The 22,981-nt window shown below is 63.8% G+C and carries 21 protein-coding genes and 1 tRNA gene; 8 read left to right on the forward strand and 14 right to left on the reverse strand.

What is annotated here, in order from left to right:
• Positions 1 to 2: 2 nt before the first annotated feature.
• Together FIU81_RS00275 and FIU81_RS00280 are read right to left on the reverse strand one after the other, a co-directional pair.
• A complete protein-coding gene (locus FIU81_RS00275; protein ID WP_124110000.1) occupies positions 3 to 1,226 on the reverse strand; it encodes an efflux RND transporter periplasmic adaptor subunit in 1,224 nt (407 codons plus the stop codon).
• Positions 1,216 to 2,337: a fasciclin domain-containing protein gene (locus FIU81_RS00280; protein WP_124109999.1), complete on the reverse strand. Its 1,122-nt coding sequence runs from the start codon at positions 2,335 to 2,337 to the stop codon at positions 1,216 to 1,218. Before FIU81_RS00280 ends, FIU81_RS00275 begins: the two co-directional genes overlap by 11 nt.
• A gap of 124 nt (positions 2,338 to 2,461) precedes the next feature.
• Here FIU81_RS00280 and FIU81_RS00285 point away from each other — a divergent pair, with 124 nt between their 5' ends.
• The 6 genes from FIU81_RS00285 to FIU81_RS00310 are packed head-to-tail and all read left to right on the forward strand — an operon-like array spanning position 2,462 to position 8,390.
• Positions 2,462 to 5,320 (forward strand): monovalent cation/H+ antiporter subunit A, encoded by a 2,859-nt coding sequence (locus tag FIU81_RS00285; RefSeq protein WP_124109998.1) that lies wholly within the window; start codon positions 2,462 to 2,464, stop codon positions 5,318 to 5,320.
• On the forward strand, positions 5,320 to 5,667 hold the full coding sequence (locus FIU81_RS00290) for a Na+/H+ antiporter subunit C (protein WP_124109997.1): 348 nt from the start codon (positions 5,320 to 5,322) through the stop codon (positions 5,665 to 5,667). Before FIU81_RS00285 ends, FIU81_RS00290 begins: the two co-directional genes overlap by 1 nt.
• Entirely contained in the window at positions 5,664 to 7,250 is a 1,587-nt protein-coding gene (locus tag FIU81_RS00295) for a monovalent cation/H+ antiporter subunit D (protein ID WP_124109996.1), read from the forward strand. The genes FIU81_RS00290 and FIU81_RS00295 overlap by 4 nt, the downstream gene beginning before the upstream one ends.
• Positions 7,250 to 7,753: a Na+/H+ antiporter subunit E gene (locus FIU81_RS00300; RefSeq protein ID WP_124109995.1), complete on the forward strand. Its 504-nt coding sequence runs from the start codon at positions 7,250 to 7,252 to the stop codon at positions 7,751 to 7,753. The genes FIU81_RS00295 and FIU81_RS00300 overlap by 1 nt, the downstream gene beginning before the upstream one ends.
• Positions 7,750 to 8,019, forward strand: coding sequence for a K+/H+ antiporter subunit F (locus FIU81_RS00305; RefSeq protein ID WP_124109994.1), 270 nt, complete (start codon positions 7,750 to 7,752; stop codon positions 8,017 to 8,019). The genes FIU81_RS00300 and FIU81_RS00305 overlap by 4 nt, the downstream gene beginning before the upstream one ends.
• A complete protein-coding gene (locus FIU81_RS00310; RefSeq protein ID WP_124110739.1) occupies positions 8,019 to 8,390 on the forward strand; it encodes a Na+/H+ antiporter subunit G in 372 nt (123 codons plus the stop codon). The genes FIU81_RS00305 and FIU81_RS00310 overlap by 1 nt, the downstream gene beginning before the upstream one ends.
• Here FIU81_RS00310 and rbsK read toward each other — a convergent pair.
• The 5 genes from rbsK to FIU81_RS00335 all read right to left on the reverse strand — a co-directional run bounded on the left by rbsK (position 8,376) and on the right by FIU81_RS00335 (position 14,559).
• Positions 8,376 to 9,293 (reverse strand): ribokinase, encoded by a 918-nt coding sequence (gene rbsK, locus FIU81_RS00315; RefSeq protein WP_124109993.1) that lies wholly within the window; start codon positions 9,291 to 9,293, stop codon positions 8,376 to 8,378. The two genes, FIU81_RS00310 and rbsK, sit on opposite strands and share 15 nt — an antisense overlap.
• Positions 9,294 to 9,401: 108 nt before the next feature.
• Entirely contained in the window at positions 9,402 to 11,579 is a 2,178-nt protein-coding gene (locus FIU81_RS00320) for a xanthine dehydrogenase family protein molybdopterin-binding subunit (protein ID WP_124109992.1), read from the reverse strand.
• Positions 11,576 to 12,544: an FAD binding domain-containing protein gene (locus tag FIU81_RS00325; RefSeq protein ID WP_124109991.1), complete on the reverse strand. Its 969-nt coding sequence runs from the start codon at positions 12,542 to 12,544 to the stop codon at positions 11,576 to 11,578. Before FIU81_RS00325 ends, FIU81_RS00320 begins: the two co-directional genes overlap by 4 nt.
• Complete coding sequence (locus FIU81_RS00330) at positions 12,541 to 13,071, reverse strand: 2Fe-2S iron-sulfur cluster-binding protein (protein ID WP_124109990.1); 531 nt, start codon at positions 13,069 to 13,071, stop codon at positions 12,541 to 12,543. The genes FIU81_RS00325 and FIU81_RS00330 overlap by 4 nt, the downstream gene beginning before the upstream one ends.
• Before the next feature lie 78 nt (positions 13,072 to 13,149).
• Positions 13,150 to 14,559, reverse strand: a complete 1,410-nt coding sequence (locus FIU81_RS00335; RefSeq protein WP_254695952.1) for an alkaline phosphatase D family protein — start codon at positions 14,557 to 14,559, stop codon at positions 13,150 to 13,152.
• Positions 14,560 to 14,661: 102 nt separating this feature from the next.
• Here FIU81_RS00335 and FIU81_RS00340 point away from each other — a divergent pair, with 102 nt between their 5' ends.
• Complete coding sequence (locus tag FIU81_RS00340; RefSeq protein WP_124109988.1) at positions 14,662 to 15,741, forward strand: THUMP domain-containing class I SAM-dependent RNA methyltransferase; 1,080 nt, start codon at positions 14,662 to 14,664, stop codon at positions 15,739 to 15,741.
• A 7-nt stretch (positions 15,742 to 15,748) separates the two neighbouring features.
• Here FIU81_RS00340 and FIU81_RS00345 read toward each other — a convergent pair.
• Positions 15,749 to 15,825: transfer RNA gene (locus FIU81_RS00345), tRNA-Pro, on the reverse strand.
• A gap of 15 nt (positions 15,826 to 15,840) precedes the next feature.
• Positions 15,841 to 16,833 carry a DMT family transporter gene (locus FIU81_RS00350; RefSeq protein ID WP_124109987.1) on the reverse strand — a complete coding sequence of 331 codons (993 nt, stop codon included), beginning with the start codon at positions 16,831 to 16,833 and terminating at the stop codon, positions 15,841 to 15,843.
• Between FIU81_RS00350 and FIU81_RS00355 the strand changes: the two genes are divergently transcribed.
• Positions 16,832 to 17,413: a DUF421 domain-containing protein gene (locus tag FIU81_RS00355; protein ID WP_216644261.1), complete on the forward strand. Its 582-nt coding sequence runs from the start codon at positions 16,832 to 16,834 to the stop codon at positions 17,411 to 17,413. The two genes, FIU81_RS00350 and FIU81_RS00355, sit on opposite strands and share 2 nt — an antisense overlap.
• On the opposite strand, the gene leuB is transcribed toward FIU81_RS00355, so the two are convergent.
• The 5 genes from leuB to leuC form a co-directional block, all read right to left on the reverse strand.
• Positions 17,410 to 18,516: a 3-isopropylmalate dehydrogenase gene (leuB, locus tag FIU81_RS00360; RefSeq protein WP_124109986.1), complete on the reverse strand. Its 1,107-nt coding sequence runs from the start codon at positions 18,514 to 18,516 to the stop codon at positions 17,410 to 17,412. The genes FIU81_RS00355 and leuB overlap by 4 nt on opposite strands.
• A gap of 67 nt (positions 18,517 to 18,583) precedes the next feature.
• Positions 18,584 to 19,609: an endonuclease/exonuclease/phosphatase family protein gene (locus FIU81_RS00365; protein ID WP_124109985.1), complete on the reverse strand. Its 1,026-nt coding sequence runs from the start codon at positions 19,607 to 19,609 to the stop codon at positions 18,584 to 18,586.
• A gap of 17 nt (positions 19,610 to 19,626) precedes the next feature.
• Positions 19,627 to 20,457: a hypothetical protein gene (locus tag FIU81_RS00370; protein ID WP_124109984.1), complete on the reverse strand. Its 831-nt coding sequence runs from the start codon at positions 20,455 to 20,457 to the stop codon at positions 19,627 to 19,629.
• Between the two features lie 352 nt (positions 20,458 to 20,809).
• Positions 20,810 to 21,415, reverse strand: a complete 606-nt coding sequence (gene leuD / locus FIU81_RS00375) for a 3-isopropylmalate dehydratase small subunit (protein WP_124109983.1) — start codon at positions 21,413 to 21,415, stop codon at positions 20,810 to 20,812.
• An 11-nt stretch (positions 21,416 to 21,426) separates the two neighbouring features.
• Positions 21,427 to 22,845, reverse strand: a complete 1,419-nt coding sequence (gene leuC, locus FIU81_RS00380; protein ID WP_124109982.1) for a 3-isopropylmalate dehydratase large subunit — start codon at positions 22,843 to 22,845, stop codon at positions 21,427 to 21,429.
• Positions 22,846 to 22,981: the final 136 nt, after the last annotated feature.

Genomic DNA, 22,981 nt, shown 5'->3' on the forward strand with positions numbered 1-22,981 from the left:
GCCTAGTTTTCCCCGTTTTCGCCGGAATCGTCGCGGTTGCGCTCCAGCCGCACTTCCGTGCCGTCGACGGCGGCTGCGATTTCCGACGTCAGCACTAGCGCATCAGAGGACAGGTCTGCCGCTTCGACGACGACGCTGTCGTCCTGCCGGGTCAAGACAGTCACCTCGTGGCCGACCAAGGCTCCGTCGCGGACTTCCCAGATGCGGTTATCGCCTTTCAACGCCTGTGCCGGAAGCCGCAGCGCGGTGCGGCGCGATACGTCGATGGGCAACTCCAATTCGACCAGTTCGCCCACGCGCAAGGGACGGCCGTCGCGCTCCATGCTGAACGGGTCGGGCACCTGCACCAGCAACGGCACGGTGCGGGTATTCTCCGAGATTTCGGGGCCGATAGCGTCGACCACGCCGATGGCGATCACCGGGCGGTCCGTATCGCCCACCGCCGCCTGCCCGGTGCCGCGCAGAAGAACGCGGCCACCCAGGGCCAGTTCGGGCGTGCCCAGCAGAGCTATGTCGCGCGGCGTCAGTCCCAGTTCGACCTCAACGGCGGCACGAGCGACCAAGGTGCCCAGCTCCATTCCCGCAGTCGCCAGATCGCCGACGTCGGCCCCGGCTGCGGTCACCAGCGCATCGAAGGGGGCTTCTATGGTGGCGTCCTCCAACTGGTTCTGCGCATCGATAAGGTCGGCCTGCGCGCTGGCCAGTTGGGCCTGCTGATTGGCAACGGCGACGATGGCATCTTGCAGAGCGGCTTCTGAGGCGAAGTTGTCGTCTTCCAACTGCGATTGACGGTCGCGATCCAGTTCGGCTGCCGCAAGGGCGGCTTGCGCCTGCGCAACCTGCGCCTCCGCTCGGCTGACAGAGGCTTCAAGACGCTGCGTTTCAAGTGTGATCAGCACGGTGCCGGCGTCGACCATCTGTCCACGCTGAAAGCTGTCGGCGACCGTTTCGATGCGGCCTGCAATCTGCGCCGCGACCGTCACTTCGGCCAGCGGACGCACGAAGCCCGTTTGCCGGATATACACTCGATCCGCGCGTTCGACTTTGGCGGCGGTGACAAGGGGCGGCGGTGGCGGTTCGGCAGCTTCGGCCTCTCCCCCAGAGGTCAGGAAAAAGTAGGCCCCGACGCCCGGCCCCAGCACGATCAGGCCAAGGATGCCGAAGATCCACCACGGCCAGCCGCCATCACCTTCGTGGGTCGCATCGCCGGTAATCTCATCGGCCATCGTCAGTTCCTTCCCGAACGATCAGCGCGGCCCCATCGCCCGCGTCGGACACCCGGTCCAACGCTGCGCTGCGTGTCGCGCCATCAGGCGTGCGGTAGATCAGCCGCCCGGTCAGGGGATCCCCGAGTGTCAGCAAAATCGTTATCGCGCGGCCAAGGTCGGTGCCGTCGGCAGAGCGGACGGGGCGACCGGGCAGCGTCGCAAGGTTCAGGCTATCGTCGGTCTGCATGTCACTCAGATCGATATCCATCCCGCCGGAAACTGTACGCGGCGGCAGCGATATGATCCGGCCCGGCGGTGTTGTGGGCGTCGGGTCCAGCGACGCGCCACGCGGCGGGCCGGGCTGGGCCTCTTCCGCTTCGGGCGGTGCTTCGATTGCGGCTTCGTCCACCGGGGAGGGGCCGCTGTCTGTTTCCAAGATATCTTCGACCGCGGTGTCGGCGTTTTCGGCGTCAGAGGTCGATTGAGGGCTGGTTTGCTCAGTGGCCTCCGACGGCTCAGTTCCCGCGACCCTGACCTGATCGTCGTCTATCTGCTCCGCGACCTCGGTCGGGTCTTCAGGGATGTCCGGCGTGTCCGGGCGCTCTTCCACCGCCGGTGTCGCCTCGGTGCCGTCCGTTCCCTGTGCCAGCAGCGCGTCCAGATCGTCGGGCCGAAGGACGGCGTCGATGCCGTGGATGGTGGCCAGCCCGCCATCAAGGTTCGGCACCACCAGCTGCGCCGTGGTTCCGGAGGGGCCGGTGAACGTGACGCCACCGCCCGCCGCGACCGTGATCGTCGCGCCGTTCTGGGCGGTCAGCTCGCGGGGCAGGGACGCCGCGTCGAGCGGGCGGCCGGGGATCAGGTGCAACTGGACGACGGCATCCAAAGCGTCCGGTGCGTCATCAAGGTTCGGGTCGAATGCTGCGACAGCGGCATCGGTCGGGGCCAGGACCATGCCTGCCAGTTCTGCATCGCGGTCCAGACCGGCTTGCCGCACCACGTCGGCGAAAGCCGGGAAGCGCGCGTCGAGCGTTTCCATGACACCCTGCGCCGTGGCCGGTGCTGCAAGCGTTATCGCGAACGAAACGACGGCCAACGCAAGTTTGAAGGATCGGGGCACGATGATCATGTTCGGCGAATTAGGACAGTGCCGGACGAAGTCAGCACGCTGCGCGACCCATTCACAGCCGTTTGCACTTGAGCCTTGGGCTAAATCGCTTGATGAATGGCAACAATTCTACGCGTGAGGTCCGATGTCGCTGATCCTGATCGTGCTTGTCCCTTTCCTGGGCGCTTTGCTTCCCGCTTTGATGTCGCGGGCGGGGCGCGGCACCTGTGCGTTGACGACACTGGGCGTCACTCTCACGGCGTTGGTCGGTCTGATCAGTCAGGCGCCAACGGTGCTGGGTGGCGAGACGGTGATGGCGCGCGTGGACTGGTTGCCCGATCTGGGGCTGAACCTGTCGCTGATGCTGGATCCGCTGGGCCTGTTCTTTGCGACGTTGATCCTGGGGATCGGCTGCCTCGTCATCATCTACGCGCGCTACTACCTGTCGCGAAACGACGATATGGGAGAATTCTTCACCTACCTGCTGCTGTTTCAAGGCGCGATGGTAGGTATCGTGCTGTCGGACAACGTATTGGTTTTGTTGATCTTCTGGGAGCTGACGTCCCTGTCGTCGTTCCTGCTGATCGGCTACTGGAAGCACACCGCCGACGGGCGACAGGGCGCGCGGATGGCACTGACCGTGACCGGCATGGGCGGTCTGGCCCTGATCGGCGGAATGCTTCTGCTGGGCCGCATCGTGGGCAGTTATGATCTGTCGGTCATCCTGGAGAACCGAGAGGCGATCCAGGCCTCGCCGCTCTACGTGCCCGCGCTGTTGCTGATCCTGCTGGGCTGCTTCACGAAATCCGCGCAGTTCCCGTTCCACTTCTGGCTGCCGCACGCTATGGCCGCACCCACGCCGGTGTCGGCCTATCTGCACTCTGCCACCATGGTGAAGGCGGGCATCTTTCTTGTCGCGCGATTGTGGCCCGTGCTGTCGGGAACCGAGATTTACTTCTGGCTGGTCGCAGGCGCGGGCCTGATCACGATGGTGATCGGCGCGGTTGTCGCGGTGTTCAAGGATGACCTGAAGGCGCTGTTGGCGTTTTCCACGATTAGCCACCTTGGCCTGATCATGTTCCTTCTGGGGACCGGCACGTCTTTCGGAGCCGTTGCCGCCGTCTTCCACATCTTCAACCACGCGACGTTCAAGGCGGCGCTGTTCATGGTCGCGGGGATCGTCGATCACGGGGCACATACGCGTGACATCAAGCGGTTGGGCGGATTGCGGGTGTTGATGCCTGTCACTTTCGTGATCGCCGCGGTCGCGTCCCTGTCGATGGCGGGGATCCCGCTGTTCAACGGCTTCGTCTCGAAAGAGATGATGCTGGAAGAGGCGGCGCATACCCAGATCTTCGATATCTACTATCTGGTCCTTGGCATAGCGACCTTCGGCGCGCTTTTCTCGGCCGCCTATTCGTTCCGCTTTTTGGGCCACACCTTCCTTGGACCCAAGCGCGACGATTATCCCGACCATCCCCATGACCCAAGCGTTGGAATGTGGGGCCCGCCCGCGTTCCTGTGCATCTTCGTTCTGCTGGTCGGTATCCTGCCGTGGGTGGCCGAACCCGGCGTGTTCTTCGTGTCCGAGGCCGTGCTGGGCAGCGCGGGTGCGATCCCCGAAGACCTGCACCTGAAGCTGTGGCACGGTCTGACGCCAGCGCTTTACGCCTCGATCATCGCGGTCGGCGGGGGCCTGCTGCTTGTTTTGCTGTTCACACCGTTCGAGAAGCTGTGGAGCGTCCTGCCGGTGCCTTTCGCCAAGTCGATCTTCGACCGGATCATCGCCGCTTTCGTGGCGCTGGCGCGGGGCATCTCTGATCCGCTGCACGACGGCGCGTTCACGCGCTTCGCTGCGATCTTCGCCGTCGCCGTGCTGGCGCTTGCGGGGCATGGCTGGCTGACCGGGACCGTGGCTCCCGCCGCGCGAGCACCACTTCCCATCGGACCGGTGGCTGCTGCGGGCTGGTTGATGCTGGTCGCGGCCGCCTTGGGACTGGTCTTCTTCCATCGCAATCGGTTGTTCGCCCTGATTCTGATGGGGATCGTCGGGTTAATGGTGTCGGTGGGCTTCGCCCTGTTCTCTGCGCCTGACCTTGCGATGACGCAGATCTCTGTCGAGGTCGTGACGATCATCCTGCTGCTTCTGGCGCTGAACTTCCTGCCCAAGGATACGCCCGTCGAATCGAGCATGTTCCGCCGTCTACGCGACGGTGGTATCGCGATTATCGGCGGTCTGCTGACGGCTGGGCTGAGCTATCACTTGATGCTGGGTGATTTCGTCGAGCAGTCGATCAGCCAGTATCATCTGGACAACAGTTACAAGGGCGGCGGTGGCACGAACGTCGTCAACGTGATCCTCGTGGATTTCCGGGGCTTCGATACCTTCGGAGAGATCATCGTGCTGGGCATTGCCGCCGTGGTCATCTTCGCGCTGACGCAGGCGCTTCTGGGGCAGGTGCGCGGCAAGCTGCTGCACCGCGCGTCGGACATGCCGCTGGCCGGCGACATGCATCCGCTGATGATGGTGGTACTGACGCGGGTGATGATGCCGGTGGTGCTGGTCGTCGGCGTGTTTATCTTTCTGCGCGGTCACAACCTGCCGGGCGGTGGCTTCATCGCCGGACTGGTCGTCGCCATCGCGGTGTTGATGCAATACATGGCTTCGGGCTTCTACTGGGCCGCCGAACGTCAACGGTATCCCTACCACGGCATTATCGGCGCGGGCGTTCTGGTGGCGGGTCTGACCGGGATCGGCGCGTGGTTCACGGGCCATCCGTTCCTGACGTCGTCCTTCACCTACCTGACGATCCCGCCCCTGCATGAGTTCGAGGTCGCCAGCGCCATCGGCTTCGATCTGGGCGTGTTCCTCGCGGTACTGGGTGCGGTGATGCTGAGCCTAGAAAGCTTCGCCCGCCTTGCCCGACGAAGAGACCAGAAAGACAGCGAGCACGCGATGGACATCGACCCAAGTCGAGACGAACAGGAAGAGGAGGACAGCTGATGGAACTGCTCGTCGCGTCCGCCATCGGGGTCCTGACCACATCGGGCCTGTATCTGACCATGCGCCTGCGCACCTTCCCGGTGATCCTTGGCATCTCTTTGCTGACCTACGCGGTGAACGTGTTTCTGTTCGCCAGCGGACGGTTGGTGTTGAACCAGCCGCCGATCCTGCAGGACGGCGTGACGCAATACACCGACCCGCTGCCACAGGCGCTGGTTCTGACGGCCATCGTGATTTCCTTTGGGATGACCGCTGTTCTGGTGGTCGTGGCGATGGGCGCCTATTTGCATGCAGAGGATGACCACGTGAACTCCCCAGCCGACCCGGACCGGGAGCCTGCGGAATGAGCCATTGGATCGTTATGCCCGTGCTGCTGCCCGGTCTTCTGGCGGCATTGATCGTTCTGGCCGCGCGGCATCATATCGTCGTGCAGCGTACCCTGTCGCTGGCCGGAACGGTGACGCTTCTTTTCATCGCCGCCGGGCTGGCGTGGGATGCCTCGGACGGATCGGTCGGCGTCTACCTTCTGGGCGATTGGCAGGCCCCCTTCGGCATCGTTCTCGTGGCCGACCGGCTGTCCACCTACATGGTGCTGCTGGCCGCGATCCTTGCCACGCTGGTTCTTTTGCACGCCATCGGCGGCGACTGGGACCAGCGCGGACGGCATTTCCACGCGCTTTACCAGTTCCAGCTGATGGGGATCATGGGGGCGTTCCTGACCGGAGACGTGTTCAACCTATTCGTCTTCTTCGAGATCCTGCTGATTGCGTCCTACGGCCTGGTCATCCACTCCGGCGGGCGCGTTCGGTTGCGGGCGGGCGTGCAGTACGTGCTGTATAACCTGCTCGGCTCGACGCTTTTCCTTTTCGCGCTGGGCACGATCTACGCGGAGACCGGAACGCTGAACATGGCGGACCTTGCAGGGCGCGTCGCGGCCATCGACGCCGACGGAAGTGCGGCGATCCGCGTCGCTTCTGTCCTGCTGCTGCTGGTCTTCGCGGTGAAGGCCGCGCTTGTGCCCCTGCACTTCTGGCTGCCGTCGGCCTATGCAAACGCGCCCGGCCCCGTGGCGGCCCTGTTCGCGATCATGACGAAAGTGGGCGCCTACGCGATCATCCGAGTCTACACCCTGATCTTCCCGTCCGATCTTGCACTGACCGAAGGATTGCACAGCACGTGGCTGCTGCCGCTGGCGATCCTGTCGCTGGCCATCGGCATGATCGGCGTGCTGGCCGCGCGCAGGTTGGATCGGTTGGTGGCGTTCTCTGTCATCGGGTCGATGGGCATGGTGATGATCGCCATCGCCTTGATGACGGCGGACGGTATCACGGCAGCGCTATATTATATCGCGCATTCCACCTTCGCGACGGCGGCGCTGTTCCTGCTGGTCGACGTGTTCGAGAACCGCCGCGGCGACGAAGGCGCGCGGATCGAGGCGGCGCGTCCCATCGCAGGCTCGGCCTATATCGCAGGGCTATTCTTCTTGGCCGCGATCGCGATGACCGGCCTGCCGCCACTGTCTGGCTTCGTCGGCAAGCTGCTGATCCTGGATGCCAGTTACGAGTCACCGCTGGTTGTCTGGGTCTGGGCAACGGTGCTGGCCACTTCGCTCATCGCCGTCGTCGGTTTTGCCCGCGCGGGATCGACAATCTTCTGGAAATCTTCCGAGGTCGAGATGACGACCGAGGACGAGTCCGAAGCCAAGAAAGCCGCGGCCGAAATCCACGAAGATGTCGGCCCACCACCTATACTGCCGGTCATCGCGACGGGCAGCTTCGTGGCCCTGCTGGCCGCGATGACGGTCTTCGCAGGCCCGATGACCGACTATCTGCGCGCGACCACCGCGCAGCTGATGTCGCCCCAGCCCTATATCTCGACCGTGCTGGGCACGCCCGGCAAAGAGATCAAGACGGAAGAGGAGGCGCACTGATGATCAAACGTCTGTTCCTTGCCGTCTTCCCGCACCCGATGCTGACGCTGATTCTCGTACTGGTCTACGTGCTGTTGACCAACAGTTTCGGCATCAATTCCTGGGTCATGGGGTTGGTTCTGGGGGTCGTGGTGCCAATTGCGACGCATGCCTATTGGCCCGACCGCCCGCGCACGCCAAAGCCATTCAAGCTTCTGGCCTACATGATCCTCGTGATCTGGGATATCCTTGTTGCCAACGTGAAGGTCGCCTTCATCGTCCTGTTCCGGTCGAACGCCAACATGCGCTCGCACTGGGTCGTCGTTCCGCTGGACCTGAAGTCTCCCGAGGCGATTACCCTTCTGGCCGGGACGATCACGCTGACGCCGGGCACGGTCTCGGCCGACCTGTCGGACACCGGGCGCTGCCTTCTGGTGCACGCGCTGGACACCGCAGACCCCGAGCAAGAGGCGAAGGACATCAAGCATCGCTACGAACGGCGCCTGAAGGAGATCTTCGAATGATGGATACAGCACTGGCCGTCGCGTTCGTTGCCGTAAGCCTGGCCCAGATCATGGCGATGGTGCGCTTGATCAAAGGCCCTGCCATCGGCGACCGCATCCTTGCCATCGACACGATGACGATCAACGCCATCGCCTTGCTTGTCCTGCTGGGCATTTGGGGTGGCACGCAGCTTTACTTCGAAGGCGCGTTGATCTTCGCGATGCTGGGCTTCATCTCGACGGTCGCTTACGCGCGGTTCGTCTTGCGCGGGGATATCATCGAATGATGCAGATCGCTGAAATCGCCGTCGTCGTGGCCCTGCTGTCCGGCGCGTTCTTCGTCTTCGTCGGCTCTATCGGCCTGTTGCGGCTGGACACGCCGATGAAGCGTCTGCATGCGCCCACGAAAGCGGGCACGCTTGGGGTGGGTTCTTTCCTGCTGGCGTCGATGATTCACTCCTTCGCCACCGGAGAGGGGTCGTTGCACGAGCTTCTCGTCATGGCGTTTATCTTCGTGACGGCACCGATCTCGGCGAATTTCATCGCCAAGGTGAACCTGCACCGCGAAGATACCGACCCGACGCCTCCGCCCCCCGCCGATCGCACCTGGGCGACCTTCGACACGGATGAGCGGACGGAAAAGCTAGTCGTCAAGTAAAGCGTCGATCTCGGACCGATCCGGCATAGACGGTGCCGCGCCCGCTCGGGTCACCGATATCGCGGCGCAGGCATTGGCGAAAGTCAAGGCCGCGTCCATGTCTCGCCCCTCGGCCAATGCTACCGCAAGCGCCCCGTTGAACGCATCTCCGGCACCCGTCGTCTCGACCACCGGCCCCGCGTTCCGCGCCGCCACGTGCAACGTGCGCGCGCCATCATGGAACAGCGCGCCCTGAGCACCCAGCGTCACGATGACCGCACCGACTCCCCGCGCGATCAAGGCCTTCGCGGCGCGTTCGGCATCGTCCGGCCCGGTGACTGTGATGCCGGTCAGCAACTCCGCTTCGCTTTCGTTCGGCGTGACCAGATCGCACAGCGCCAGCATCTCGTCGGACAATTCGGCGGCGGGGGCGGGGTTCAGGATTGTCCGCACGCCAGCCTTTCGCGCGATCTGCAACGCGTGCTGTGCGGCATCCAGCGGTTGCTCCAGCTGACAGACAAAAACGCGCGCGGCGCGGATCGTATCGCCCCAGCGATCCACATCGGCGGCAGAGATCGCACCCGCCGCGCCCGGCGCCACTATGATCGCGTTATCGCCCGTCGCGCTGTCCAGAAAGATGAACGCCGCCCCGGTTGGCTGATCCGCAACCCGATCCCCTGAAAACCCGACGCCTGCGTCGGACCACGTGGCCATCGCCATATCACCGAAGGTGTCCGTCCCGATTTTCGAGCAGAACGCCACAGATCCACCCGCGCGGGCCGCAGCCACTGCTTGGTTCGAGCCCTTGCCGCCGGGGTTCAGCGCGAAGCCATCCCCCAGCAAGGTCTCTCCCATGATCGGCAGCCGCGACGCGCGGAAAGCGACGTCGGCGGCGAAGATGCCAAGGATCGCGATGTCGGCCATGGGGCCCTCCGTGTTCAGTACGCCCGCAGTGTGCCCGCAAACAAAAGGGACCGGAACCGCTGTTGCGCGATCCCGGTCCCTTCACCGTTCTAAAAATACCTGCCCGGCTTAATCCAGATGCGGGAAGATCCGATCCGGCGTCGCCGGGTAGTCGCGGATTCGAACGCCACACGCGTTGTAGATCGCGTTGGTGATCGCGGCGCCGGCACCTGCCAGACCCAACTCGCCGATGCCCTTGGTTTGCATCGGGTTGGCGTGGTCGTCACGCTCTTCGACGAACAGTACCTCCAGGTCACCCACATCCAGGTTCACCGGGATATGGTATTCCGCCAAGTCGTTGTTCACGACGTGACCGGTGCGGTGATCGTGCTCGATCGCTTCGTGCAGCGCGGTGCCGATACCCCAGATCTGACCGCCCCAGACTTGGCTCTGCGCGGTCTTCTCATTTAGGATTCGACCGGCGGCCATGGCGGCCAGCATACGGCGTACGCGTACCTCTCCGGTAACGCTGTTCACCGCGACTTCCGCGAAATGCGCACCGTAGCCAGCCTGGTGGAAGTCTTCGGCCGTATCACCCGGCTTCAGGTGGCCTTCCTCGACCATCGGGCCGTCCATCAGTTCGGCCAGCGGGCGGCGGTTGTTGCCACCGGTCGCGACACCGTCCTGCAGGCGCAGATCATCCACCGAACAGCCCAAGCGGTCCGCCAGCTTCTTTCGGATGCCCTTGGCACCCAAGAACACGGCGGACCCGGCAGAAGACGCGCCCCAAGAACCGCCCGAACCGGGACCTTCCGGCAAATCGGTATCGCCGAGCTGGACGGTGACCTTCTCGGTCGGGATACCCAGCATCTCTGCCGCGATCTGGCCAAGGATGGCGTAGGTGCCGGTGCCGATATCGGTCATGTCCGTTTGAACAAGCGCCGTGCCATCGGGGTTCAACGTGACCAGCGCGCGGCTTTCCATCAGGATATTCGTCCGCGCGGACGAAGCAACGCCCATGCCGATATACCATTCGCCCTCACGCCGTTGCTTCGGCTCCTTACGCTCGGACCAACCGAACGCGTCGGCCCCCTGACGCAACGCGTCTTCCAGCGCACGGGACGAGAACGGCTTGCCGTTTTCGGGATGTTTCTCCGGGATGTTCTTGATGCGCAACTCGATGGGATCGATGCCGACGGCCTCGGCCAACTCATCCATCGCGTTTTCCAAAGCGAGCATGCCCACGGCTTCACCGGGCGCACGCACGGACCCACTGGCGGGGCGGTTCAACACGCCAAGGTTCTGCGCGATCTTCCGGTTCTCGCCGCCATACAGAAAATGCGTCGCGATAGAGACCGGCTCTGCCAGCCCCTCTTCCGGCAGGTTCGACTGCCAATCGTCGTGACCGATGCCGGTCAGGGTGCCGTCCTTGTCGGCGGCCAGACGCACGCGCTGCTTGGTCTCGGTGCGCTCGACGATCATCTCGAACACGTGGTTGCGGTGCAGAACGACGCGAACCGGACGGCCAAGCTGCTTGGCCGCGACGGCTGCGGCGATGCACGACACGTCGATCCCCAGTTTCGAGCCGAAACCACCGCCGATGTAGGGGGCCAACAGACGGACGTTCTTCACGTCGATCCCCAGCGAATCGGCCAGTTCCTGCTTGTTGTAGTTCAACATCTGCAAAGAGCCGCGGACGGTGACCTTATCGCCCTCCCATTCCGCGACAGCGGCATGGGGCTCCATCGCCGCCGAGTTGTGGGACGCCGTGGTGAAGGTCGCATCGACGCTGAACGCCGCGTCCGACATGGCCTGATCCAGATCACCCTGGTCGACGGTGCCATCCTGCTCTTCGAACGTGGCGTCCTCGAAGACGGCCTTCACGTCGTCATCGGTGGTGTAATCCACCTTCAGTGCCTTCGCGATGTCGCGCGCTTGTTCAAGCGTTTCGGCGACCACGACGGCGATGGGCTGGCCGAGGTAAGAGATCTTGTCGCCCGGCTGGATCGGGTTGGTGCCTGCGGTGCCCTGCGCGGAATTGCGGGGCATCTTGTCGGTGTAGACGCCAAGAAAGCCCGGCATGCCCTTCACCGAAGACTCGTCGATCGTGTAGGTGCCTTTGCTGATCCCGGCGCGGACCATGAAGCCCTCGGCCATGTTCGGCAGGTTGTATTCTGCGGCATATGTCGCGGTGCCCGACACTTTCAGCGGCCCTTCGGGACGCTCCATCGGCTTGGTAATCGCGCCTTGGCCGGTTTCATCCAGAAGGTGCGGCTGCACCTTATCCATCTTGAGTTGTTCGGTCATTGTTGGGTCACTCCCGTCAGGTCGCCCAAAACCGCCTTCAGAACGCGGCGGGTGAGCGGAATCTTGAAATCGTTGTCGCCGGAGCCCTTGGCATCGGCGAGCAGGACGTCGGCGGCTTTGTCGAAAAGCGCGTCGGACGGCTTTTCGCCGACCAGCACATCTTCGACAGCGCTGTCACGCCAAGGCCGGGGGCCAAGGCCGCCGAAAGCCAGACGCGTTTCGCCGATCGTATCGCCGTCCATCTCCAGCGAGGCGGCAACAGAGACCAGTGCGAAGGCGTAGGATGAGCGGTCACGCACCTTACGGTAAACCTGCCGACCCTTGGGCTTTTCGGGCAGATTAACGGCGACGATCAGATCGCCGTCTTCCAGCACTGTCTCTTTTTCGGGTGTGTCGCCGGGCAGAAGATACAGCTCGTCCAGCGTCAGCAGCTTGGTCTCGCCTTGCGTGCCTTCGACCTCGACCCGCGCATCAAGGGCGCGCATGGCGACGGCCATGTCGGACGGATGCGTGGCGATGCAGGATTCCGACGTGCCCAGAATTGCGAGGATGCGGTTCACGCCGTCTTTCGCGGGACAGCCAGAGCCGGGATTGCGTTTGTTGCAAGCCTGCGTGGTGTCGTAGAAATACGGGCAGCGTGTGCGTTGCAGCAAGTTGCCGCCGGTGGACGCCTTGTTGCGCAACTGGCCGGATGCACCAGCAAGCAGGGCACGAGACAGCATCTCGTAGTCGCGGCGGATCACAGGGTGGGCGGCCAAGTCGGAATTGGTGACCAGTGTACCGATACGCACCGAGTTCTCGGCTTCCTCGATCTCGGTCATATCCAGTCGGGTGATGTCGACCAGCTTTTCCGGCGTCTCGATCTGGTGCTTCATCAGGTCCAGAAGGTTCGTCCCCCCGGCGATGATGCGCCCCGATTGGGCGGCGGCGTGGTCTTCGGCGCGGACGTAATCAAACGGCTTCATTCTGCGGCCTCCTTCTTCGTCAGGCCTTCGTCGGGTGCAGCCTCTGTGATGGCATTGCAGATGCCCTGATAGGCGGAACAGCGACAAAGGTTGCCGCTCATCCGCTCTTTCAGTTCCTCACCCGTCAGCGTCGGGGCGTCTTGCAGGCTGTCCGACACGTAGGACGGCCAACCGGCCTCGATCTCTCCGATCATGCCCTTGGCGGACACGATCTGGCCAGGGGTGCAGTAGCCGCACTGGTAGCCGTCGTGCTTGACGAAAGACTTTTGCAGCGGCGACAGGTTGCCGGGCTGGCCCATGCCTTCGATGGTCGTGATCTCGTCGCCTTCGTGCATCACGGCCAGCGCGAGGCAGGCGTTGATGCGGCGGTCATTGACCAGAACCGTGCAGGCACCGCATTGGCCATGGTCGCAGCCCTTCTTCGAGCCGGTCATGTCCAAGTGATTGCGCAGCGCATCCAGCAGGGTGGTGCGGGGGTCGACGTCGAGCGGTTTTTGCTCGCCATTGATCGAAAGAGTGATCTGCATGGGGGGGGCTCCTGATGGATCGTTCACCCCGTCAAACCCACAGGCCAGTCATTGTTCCGTGCTGCGTCATGCCGTCGCCTAGATCGGCAAGGCGTTCGTCTCGCCGCTGTCTTCTAGCTGCCAACGCGCGTCCCAATTTTCCCCGGTGCGGCGCAGCAGAAGGTAGTTGCGTTCGGCGGTGTAGGGGCGGGTCTTGTCCGGCAGGCCGTGCAGCCGGATGGGATGGCCCTTCAGCGGAGCTTCTCCCAGCTTGGCCAGAAGGCTGAGGCATGTCGCCAGCGCCTCGCGGGGCGCGGGGTGCGAAATGCCGGAGGCGACGAGTTGATGCAGCGGGCCGGTGTCCGTCCTCATCGTGGCGCGCATGGCAAGGTGGATTTCGCCGGACAAGACGGTGACGCGCCGGTCGCCTTCGTCATGCAATTTCATCAACGCAGACAGGAATCTCTGCCATTCGGCGCGGTGCGCATAGCTTTGCCACTGGTCGCGCAGGTCGTCTTCGTAGTCTTCCATTCGCGGTGTCAGCTTCATCGCCCGCTCGACCAGCGACAGGCGCGGGCCAAGTGCGGGCACGGAAGAAATCACGAAGGTGCGGTTCTGCGTATCCTGCAGCGCCGGGCGGAAGGCGGCCCACGCGTCGTCCGACATGATCTTGCGCTTGTCGCGCGTGGCGCGCAGGTCCGGGGCGACGATGGTGACGCCGGGCAGATCGACACGCCAGCTAAGGGCTTCTGATCCTTGCAGGCAAATCTCGGGCCGCTCGGTCCGGGTGCAGCCGAACTGGAACAGCAGGTAGGCTTCGCGCGCGGCGGAATAGAGCACCTTTGCTACGTCACTGGTCTGCGCGCGGCGGCGCAGCGATCCCCAGCCGTCGCAGATGTCGTGGTCATCCCAGACGCACAAGCTGGGTACCCGCGCGACAACATCGGCGAATCCCGCCTGAGCCCATTGCGTGGCATACCGCTCGAAGAAGGCCTTCGCCAACGCGTCCCGCAAGTCGGACCATTCCGAGCCAGTCAGGTTATGGGGAACGTTCTTGGGCCAGCCTTCGGACAGGGAATGGGCCTGCGTCACCTCATCGGCATAGATCTGGTCGCCACCATTCAGCAGAAGCGGAATGGTCTCATCGTCTAATCGCTTTGCCAGATGCGCCCACATGGAATTTCGGTCCTCGGGCGGTCGATCCAGATCGCCACGCTCCTGTCCGTTGCACGACGCGAAGGCGATGGTCATGTCGCCGGTCGTGTCGGTGGCCACGGTATATTCGGTGCCGTCGCAGGTATAGGTCGCTCGACCGAGCGGCAGATCCATCATCACCCGCCACAGTGTAGCACCAGCGCGCGTGACCAGCGCCTCTGCCTTCAAATCGCGATCCGTGGCAAAGCGCGGAGGGGCCGCATCTTGCGGACGCAGACAGGTTGCAGCGACGCGCATGCCGTCGGGCGATGCGGCGCGCAGGAAAAGCATGGGGCCGGTGGAGGGTATGGTCATCCGCGTCATCTAGGGGGTTGCGGGCCGGGCACAAGCGATTGCGCGACGCTGGACGCTCTGCCGTACCCGCGCTACGCCGTTTCGACCTTATCAGAGAATGCCATGACCACGCCCCTGCCCATATTCCTGGCCGTTCCGCCGGGGCTGGAACCCGCCTTGGCGGACGAAGTGACGCAAGCGGGTCTTGGCCCGGCGCTGCAGGTGCCCGGCGGGGTAGAGATTATGGGCGACTGGTCAACTGTGGCCCGCGCGAACCGCGATCTGCGGGGGCCGACCCGCGTATTGGTGCGGATTGCAGAGTTCCGCGCCTTCCACCTTGCCCAGTTGGACAAGCGAGCGCGCAAGCTGGACTGGTCGGTGCTGGATGCGGCAGTGCCTGTCAGTGTCGAAACCGTCACGCGCAAGTCGAAGATCTACCACGCGGGTGCCGCGACCCAGCGGATCGAGGGCGCTTTGCAGGCGGCGGGCCTGACGGTCTCTGCCGAGGCCCCGATTGCGTTGAAGGTTCGCATCTTCGACGATCTGGTGCAGGTCTCTGTCGATACGTCCGGGGAAGGGCTGCACAAGCGCGGTCACAAGGAATGGGTCGGCAAAGCGCCGCTGCGGGAAACGATGGCGGCTCTGCTGCTGCGGATGGCGGGCTACGACGGGGCGATGCCCGTCGTGGACCCGATGTGCGGGTCCGGCACCTTCGTGCTGGAAGCGGCGGAGTGGGCGGCGGGTCTGGCGCCGGGCCGCAGCCGCGACTTCGCGTTCCGGCATTTAGGGGTAGAGGTGCCGGAAGAGGACGCCACCGCACCGCAAGAGACCAAGCCGATGTTCCACGGCTACGACCGCGATGCCGGTGCCATCCGTGGTGCCAAGGCCAATGCCGAACGCGCGGGGATCGACGGGATAGCGCAGTTCACCAATCAACCACTGTCCGAGCTACACGCCCCGGACGGCCCGCCGGGTTTGCTGATCTGCAACCCGCCCTACGGCGCGCGCATCGGCAATCGTAAGCCGCTGTTCGCCCTCTATTCCACGTTGGGAGAGGTCGCGCGCACGCGATTTTCCGGTTGGCGCATCGCGCTCGTGACGTCGGACGGCGGTTTGGCCAAGGCAACTGGCCTGAAGCTGACCGAAAGCGCGCCCATCGCCCACGGGGGGCTGCGGGTGAAGCTGTACCAAGCCGAAGTGTAAGGAATACTGGTCGGGCTGAGAGGATTCGAACCTCCGACCCCCTGCTCCCGAAGCAGGTGCGCTACCAGGCTGCGCTACAGCCCGACCGTGTCGCGCGGCCTACTGCCGTTTGTCGCGATTGGCAAGGGCTTGATAGCCCGGTGGCATCTGCGCCGCCCGCGCGCGGATCGCTGCAGCGATCCTCGGGCTGGTTCCAGTCTCCAGCCGGGTGCGCGCTTTCAAGACAGGGCTGTTTTCCGATGCGCCACCGGCCTCGCGCAGCACGACGTAAAGGCCTGACGCGATAATGATGCCCGCGCCGATCCACGTGGCGGTGTCTCCGGTTTCGTCGAAGAAAAGCCAACCGTAAAGCGCAGCCCACAGGATCTGGCTGTAGTGCATGGGGGCGACGACGGCTGCGTCGGACTGCCGAAAGGCCGTGATGATAATCAGACCGGCGGTGAATCCCAGCCCCGCGATCACCGCCGTCAGACCCAGATCGACCAAGGGCATCGGAACGTAGACTGACGGCAGCAGACAGCCCATCAGCACGACGTTCACCATCATCGGGTAGAGCACCATCACGACACCGCGCTCTTGGTTGCCGATCTTGCGAGAGATCACCGACGCGGTGGCGTGGCCCAGCGCAGCCATCAGCGCCGCAGCATGGCCCAACGTCAACGCGGTCGCTCCGGGGCGCAACACCACCATGACGCCAAACAGCCCAACCAAGACTGCAGCCCATCGGTGCCTTCCGACGCTTTCGCCCAGGATCGGGATCGACAGCACCGTAATCAGCAATGGAGAGGCGAAAATCAGCGCGTAAGCTTCAGCTAGCGGCAGGACAGTGAACGCGTAGAACCCGCTGACGCCCGTAGCGACTGCCGCGACCGTGCGCAGGGCGACCCAGCCAGGGTTCACAGGGCGCAGCGTGGCGGCGGACTTCTCCTGCATCAGCAGCAGGGTCGCCAGCGGGAACGCGAACAGAACGGAAAAGAACACGATCTGGATCGGCGAATAGCTGCCGCCCAGCAGTTTCACCACCGCGTCATGCGTAGCGTAAAGGCCGAACGACAAGAGGGCCAGCAGAGGACCGATCAGGCGGGGTGACATGGTTTCGGACATCGCATTTTTACGGGTCCGGTCAAGGGGAACCGGGGTGTCGGCACGCGGTTGGCATCCGACAGGGAAAGGTTTGAGTATGGAAATCGTCTATCTGCTGCTTCGCGCAGCCATTGCGGTCGCGGGCATGGTGCTGTTCACCAGAGTGAACGGATTGCGCAGCTTCTCGAAGATGGCCGGCTATGACTTCGGCATCACGATCGCCTTCGGTTCGGTTCTGGCCAGTATGGTCATGGCAACCGAAGCCAGCACGTTCTGGATCAATTTTGGCGCGCTACTTGCCCTTTTCGTCGTTCAGCGGACTATTTCTTATTTTCGGGTCGAGAACGACATCTTCCATGATTGGATTGGCAACGATCCCCTGTTGCTCATGCGGAACGGCGAGTTCCTTGAGCACAACTTGAGGAAAGGTCGTGTGACCCGCGCCGATGTCTACGGCAAACTACGCGAAGCGAACGCCCTGCAACTCAGCCAAGTGCGAGCTGTAATCCTGGAGGATACCGGCGATGTCAGTGTCCTGCATGGACCCGAAGACATCGACGATATCCTGTTGGAAGGCGTGCGGACCTAGTTGCCGCCCATCGCCGCGACGATGGCATCGCCCATGTCGGACGTGCTGACGGGCTGCTTGCCCTCGTCACCCAACAGATCGGCGGTGCGAAGGCCTTGCGCTAGCACCGCCTCTACCGCGCCTTCGACCAGATCGGCGTGCTCGCCCATGTCGAAGCTGTAGCGCAGCGCCATCGCGAAGCTGAGGATGCAGGCAATCGGATTGGCCTTGCCCTGACCGGCAATGTCGGGGGCAGATCCGTGCACAGGCTCATACAGGGCCTTCGGGCGCCCGTTTTCCTGCGGCGCACCCAGCGATGCAGACGGCAGCATACCCAGCGAGCCGGTCAGCATCGCGGCGGCGTCGGACAGCAGATCGCCGAACAGGTTGTCGGTGACGATCACGTCGAACTGCTTGGGCCAGCGCACCAGCTGCATCGCGCCTGCGTCGGCGTACATGTGCGACAGCTCGACGTCCTGATACTCGTTATCGTGGACCCATTGCACTTCCTCGCGCCATAGAATGCCCGATTCCATGACGTTGGCCTTTTCCATCGAGCAGACCTTGTTGCCGCGCTTGCGGGCCAGTTCGAACGCCGAGCGCGCGACGCGGCGAATCTCGTTCGTGGTGTAGCGCTGCGTGTTCACGCCAACGCGGCCGCCCTCGTTGTCGTCCATGATGCCGCGGGGCTCTCCGAAGTAGATGCCAGAGGTCAGCTCGCGGATAATCATGATATCCAGACCGGCGACGACTTCCTGCTTCAGTGAAGAGAAGTCCGACAGCGCATCGAAGCACTGGGCGGGCCGCAGGTTGGCGAACAGGTCCATTTCCTTGCGCAGGCGCAGCAGGCCACGCTCGGGCTTCACGCTGAAATCCAGATCGTCGTACTTCGGGCCGCCGACGGCACCCAGAAGTACGGCGTCGACCTTCTGGGCCAACGCCATCGTTTCGTCCGTCAGGGGCGTGCCGTGCTTGTCGTAGGCGCAGCCGCCGACAAGGTCCTCGGTCACGTCGAAGCTGAGGTTCTTGTTCGTGCCGAACCAATCGATGACCTTGCGCACCTCGGCCATGACTTCGGGGCCGATGCCGTCTCCGGGCAGGATCAGAAGGGACGGGTTGGGCATGGTGCGGCTCCTGTGAATAAAGGTTGAGCGCGAGGTAGCGGCCCCGCGCAGGTCGGTCAAGGATCGCTCAATCCAGTGCGATATCCACCCAGACAAGCCGGTGCCGGGAGAGATTTTCCGGCGCGCCGAATCGGGACAGGTCGTTCGGCCACAGGACGCCCGCATCAAGAACGGTCAGATCGGCAGAGGGCAGCACGAAACTGGTGCGCAGGTTGCCCGGTCCGTCGTAGTCGCTGGTATCCAAAGCTGGATCGCCCAGGTGGTCCGCATCGGCGGCGGCGCGCGCGCCTTCGCTGCGCGGTTCGGGGTCCGTCAGGCGTGGATCGTTCAGCAAGGCGCGGATTGCTTCGCGGCGACCTTCCCCATCTACGGGATCGACGTTGCCAACGCCAAGCACGACGAAACGTCGTTCAGGCGGGGCCATGTCCAGAGCCCCGTCCAACACACGTAGCCACAGCGCGGCCTCATCGTCCGCGCGGCGTCCGTTGCGATCTTCGGGGCCGTCGAAGACCGGTGGAGTTGCGTGCCATGTTAGTAGCGTCAGGGCGCCACCGGGCGTTTCCACGGGGACGATCCAATGTGCGACCGAAGACAGTCGCTGGATCGCGGCCACCTCTTCTGTCATCGACGGTGGGTTCGCCTCCGGCAGATCACGCCACAGAAAAGGCGACAGGTCCGTCACCGCTCCGATGGGAAACCGCGATAGCACGGCCATCCCGCCGTCTCCGGAATATTGCCCGTAGCCCTGCGCATCACGCGCATCGCCACGATAGCCGTCGCCGTCCAGATCAAGGCCGGTCGCCATGCCTGCGTTGGGGCGCGCGGCAAAGCTGTGGGGCAGGTCGATGCCTGCGTCCGCCAGCCGCTCGGTCAAGACCCCAAGCGCCGCGCCATCGGCGTCGTAGTCAATGTCCTGCAAGACGATCACATCGGGCGAGGCCTCCGTGATCATGGCGACCACCGCGTCCACGTCCGGCGCGCCCCGGTCGAGGTCGCGCAGCAGAAGGCCGGGTCCGGCGCGGGATAATTCGGTGTGGAAGGTGGCAACGCGCAAAGTCTCGGCGGCGGCGGGCGTAGCGAGCGCCGCGACCATCGCCAGAGCGCGGCAGATCAGAGCGGCACCAGGCCGGCTTGGGCCACGGTGCTTTGACGGCGGCTGACGCTGACCATCGCGGCGATTTTCTGCATCGCAAGGCCACGCATCACCAGCGAGAAAGGCAACGCACCCCAAATGGCGATGGCCCAGATGATCGTTTGCGGATCGTCCAGCGACGCGCCTGCGAACAGGTTTGAATTGGTTCCGATCAGTATCGGAAGGAAGACCGGTAGGGCGATCCCCAAGCCAATGTTGATTCGCCCGTCACGGTCCAAGCGCGTGACCACGTCACCGCCGCGCGTCGGGTCGAAGGTCGGCAGATTGATCCATACGTTGAACGTCCCGCGACGGGGCCAGCTGCCGCGATGCAGGTCGACGGCGAAGAGCGCCAGCGACGACAGGAACACCAGAAGGCAGATGCCGATGGACGCGCGCACAGTGTCGTAGGCCGCGGCAGTGGACGTTTCCGGCAGCATCAGGACCGCAAGGCGAACGGGCGACATGGGGAAGTCGATGGCGCTGCCCACGACCGATCCGACGGATGTGATCAGGGCCGTCAATGCGGTGGGGTCGGTGGCGTGACGCGACACCAGTGACAACAGCACCAATGTCAGAAGCGTCGCGCCGAAGCGGATGCGGTTGAACGGCGCGGCGTCGCGGAACTCGAAGAGGCAGGGGGAAGAGGCACCGTATTCGAAAGCGGTCAGGATCAGCCCGGCAATCGCAAGAAAGGCGACGATCTGAGCCGTCTCGGCAGGCACGGTCGGCAGGAGAAGCGACGGAGTCGCGATCATCCCGGCTACCAGTAGCCCGCGCAGAATTGCGCCTGTCAGTCGAGCGATCACCGCGTCGATACCTCGTTCCGGACGGGACCGATACGATGCCGGGCCCTTGTTCCGTTATGTGACCGCGTCTGCGCGCGGCTTGCCTCAATCTTGTCCAATTTCTGCCCCTTTTGTGCCGGGCTGTTCAAGGTTGGGTTAACCTTAACGCAGCAGGTGGGGCGTTTTCGTGGAGAGACTGGTGCGGGATTGCATCATCCTCGCGACAGGAATCCGGCACGTGAAGTTCGACACGCAAGATATTGTATTTGGCGTAAAAGCATGCGCCAGACGGATCGGGGCATAGCGGCGCTATGACTTCGGATCGCGGCGTCGTGGTAAGGAATGGCCCGACCGAAGCCGGGCCGTTCCGATATCAGACCCAAGGGCGCGCTTGGCTGGCCTGTGCTTCGAAGCTGTCGATGGCGGCGGCTTTTTCCAGCGTCAGGCCAATGTCGTCCAGACCTTCCAGCAGGCAATGCTTGCGGAACGCGTCGACGTCGAAGGTCACGACCTCACCGTCAGAGGTCGTGATCGTCTGCGCTTCCAGATCGACCTCCATGCGGGCGTTGGCACCCTTTTCGGCGTCCTTCATCAGCATATCCACCTGCTCTTGAGGCAGGGCGATGGGTAGGATGCCGTTCTTGAAGCAGTTGTTGAAGAAGATGTCGGCAAAGCTGGGCGCGATGACGCAGCGGATTCCGAAGTCCTTGATGGCCCACGGCGCGTGCTCCCGGCTGGAGCCGCAGCCGAAGTTCTCGCCTGCCACAAGAATTTCAGCGTCGCGATAGGCGGGCTGGTTCAGCACGAAGCTTTCGATCTCGTTGCCGTCATCGTCGAACCGCATCTCGTCGAACAGGTTCTTGCCCAGCCCCGTCCGCGCGATCGTCTTCAGGAACTGCTTGGGGATGATCATGTCGGTGTCGATGTTGATCAGCGGTAGCGGCGCGGCAACGCCGGTGATCTTGGTGAACTTCTCCATGCGCTCGCTCCTTATGCCATTTCCGGTTGGGTTAGTTCCCGCACGTCCGTCAGACGGCCCGTGATCGCGGCGGCTGCTGCCATCGCGGGGGACATCAGGTGGGTGCGGCCACCGCGGCCCTGGCGGCCTTCGAAGTTGCGATTGGACGTGGCGGCGCAGCGCTCGCCCGGCTCAAGCTGGTCGGGGTTCATGGCAAGGCACATGGAACAGCCCGCCATGCGCCATTCAAAACCGGCGTCCTTGAAGATATCGGCAAGGCCTTCTTCCTCGGCCTGAGCGCGGACAAGGCCCGATCCCGGAACGACCATGGCGCGCAGCCCGTCCTTGATCTTGTGACCCTTCAGGATCGCGGCAGCGGCGCGCAGGTCTTCGATGCGGCCGTTGGTGCAGGAGCCGATGAAGACGGTGTCGATCTTCACCTCGGACAGCGGCGTGCCCGCTTCCAGCCCCATGTACTCCAGCGCGCGCTTGACGGCGGCGACCTTGCCGCCGGTGAAATCGTCGGGCGAGGGCACGACCGCGCTGATCGGCAGCGCATCCTCGGGCGAGGTGCCCCAGGTCACGGTCGGCTCGATCTCTTCACCTTTTAGCGTGACGACCTTGTCCCAGTGCGCGTCGTCGTCCGAATAGAGCGTCTTCCACCAGCTCATCGCGGCTTCCCATTGGGCACCCTTCGGTGCGTGGGGGCGGCCCTCGACATAGTCGAACGTGGTCTGGTCCGGCGCGATCAGACCAGCCCGCGCGCCGCCTTCGATCGCCATGTTGCAGATGGTCATGCGGCCTTCCATCGACAGGGCGCGGATCGCTTCGCCCATGTATTCGATGACATAGCCGGTGCCGCCAGCGGTGCCGGTCTTGGCGATGATGGATAGAACGATGTCCTTGGCCGTGACACCGGGCGACAGTTTGCCCGTGATCTCGACCTTCATGTTCTTGGACTTCGACTGGATCAGCGTCTGGGTCGCCAGAACATGCTCGACCTCGGACGTGCCGATGCCGTGGGCGAGCGCACCGAAGGCGCCGTGGGTGGCGGTGTGGCTGTCGCCGCAGACGACCGTCATGCCCGGCAGGGTCCAGCCCTGCTCGGGGCCGATGATGTGAACGATGCCCTGCCGCACGTCCGAGACGGGGTAGTAGTGGATCCCGAATTCCTTGGCGTTCTTGTCCAGCGCTTCGACCTGGATGCGGGATTCTTCGTTTTCGATGCCCTTGGCGCGGTCCACCGTCGTTGGCACATTGTGGTCCGGCACGGCGATGGTCTGCTGCGGCGCGCGCACGGTGCGGCCCGCCATACGCAGACCTTCGAAGGCCTGCGGGGACGTGACCTCATGAACGAGGTGGCGGTCGATATAAAGAAGAGAGGTGCCGTCGGTCGTGTCTCCGACCATGTGGGCGTCCCAGATTTTATCGTAAAGTGTCTTGCCGGTCATGTCGGCTCTCCTGTCAGCGGAGTGAATGGGAAAGGACTCGAAGAAAGGCGCGCAGCCTTATGACCGCGCGAGAACTGCGTGGCGCGCGCCCTCGAAGCGTTCGGTCAGGCGCTGGTGATCGCCGATATCGAAGACT

The sequence above is a fragment of the Palleronia sp. THAF1 genome (genome assembly GCF_009363795.1).
Classification (GTDB): Bacteria; Pseudomonadota; Alphaproteobacteria; order Rhodobacterales; family Rhodobacteraceae; genus Palleronia.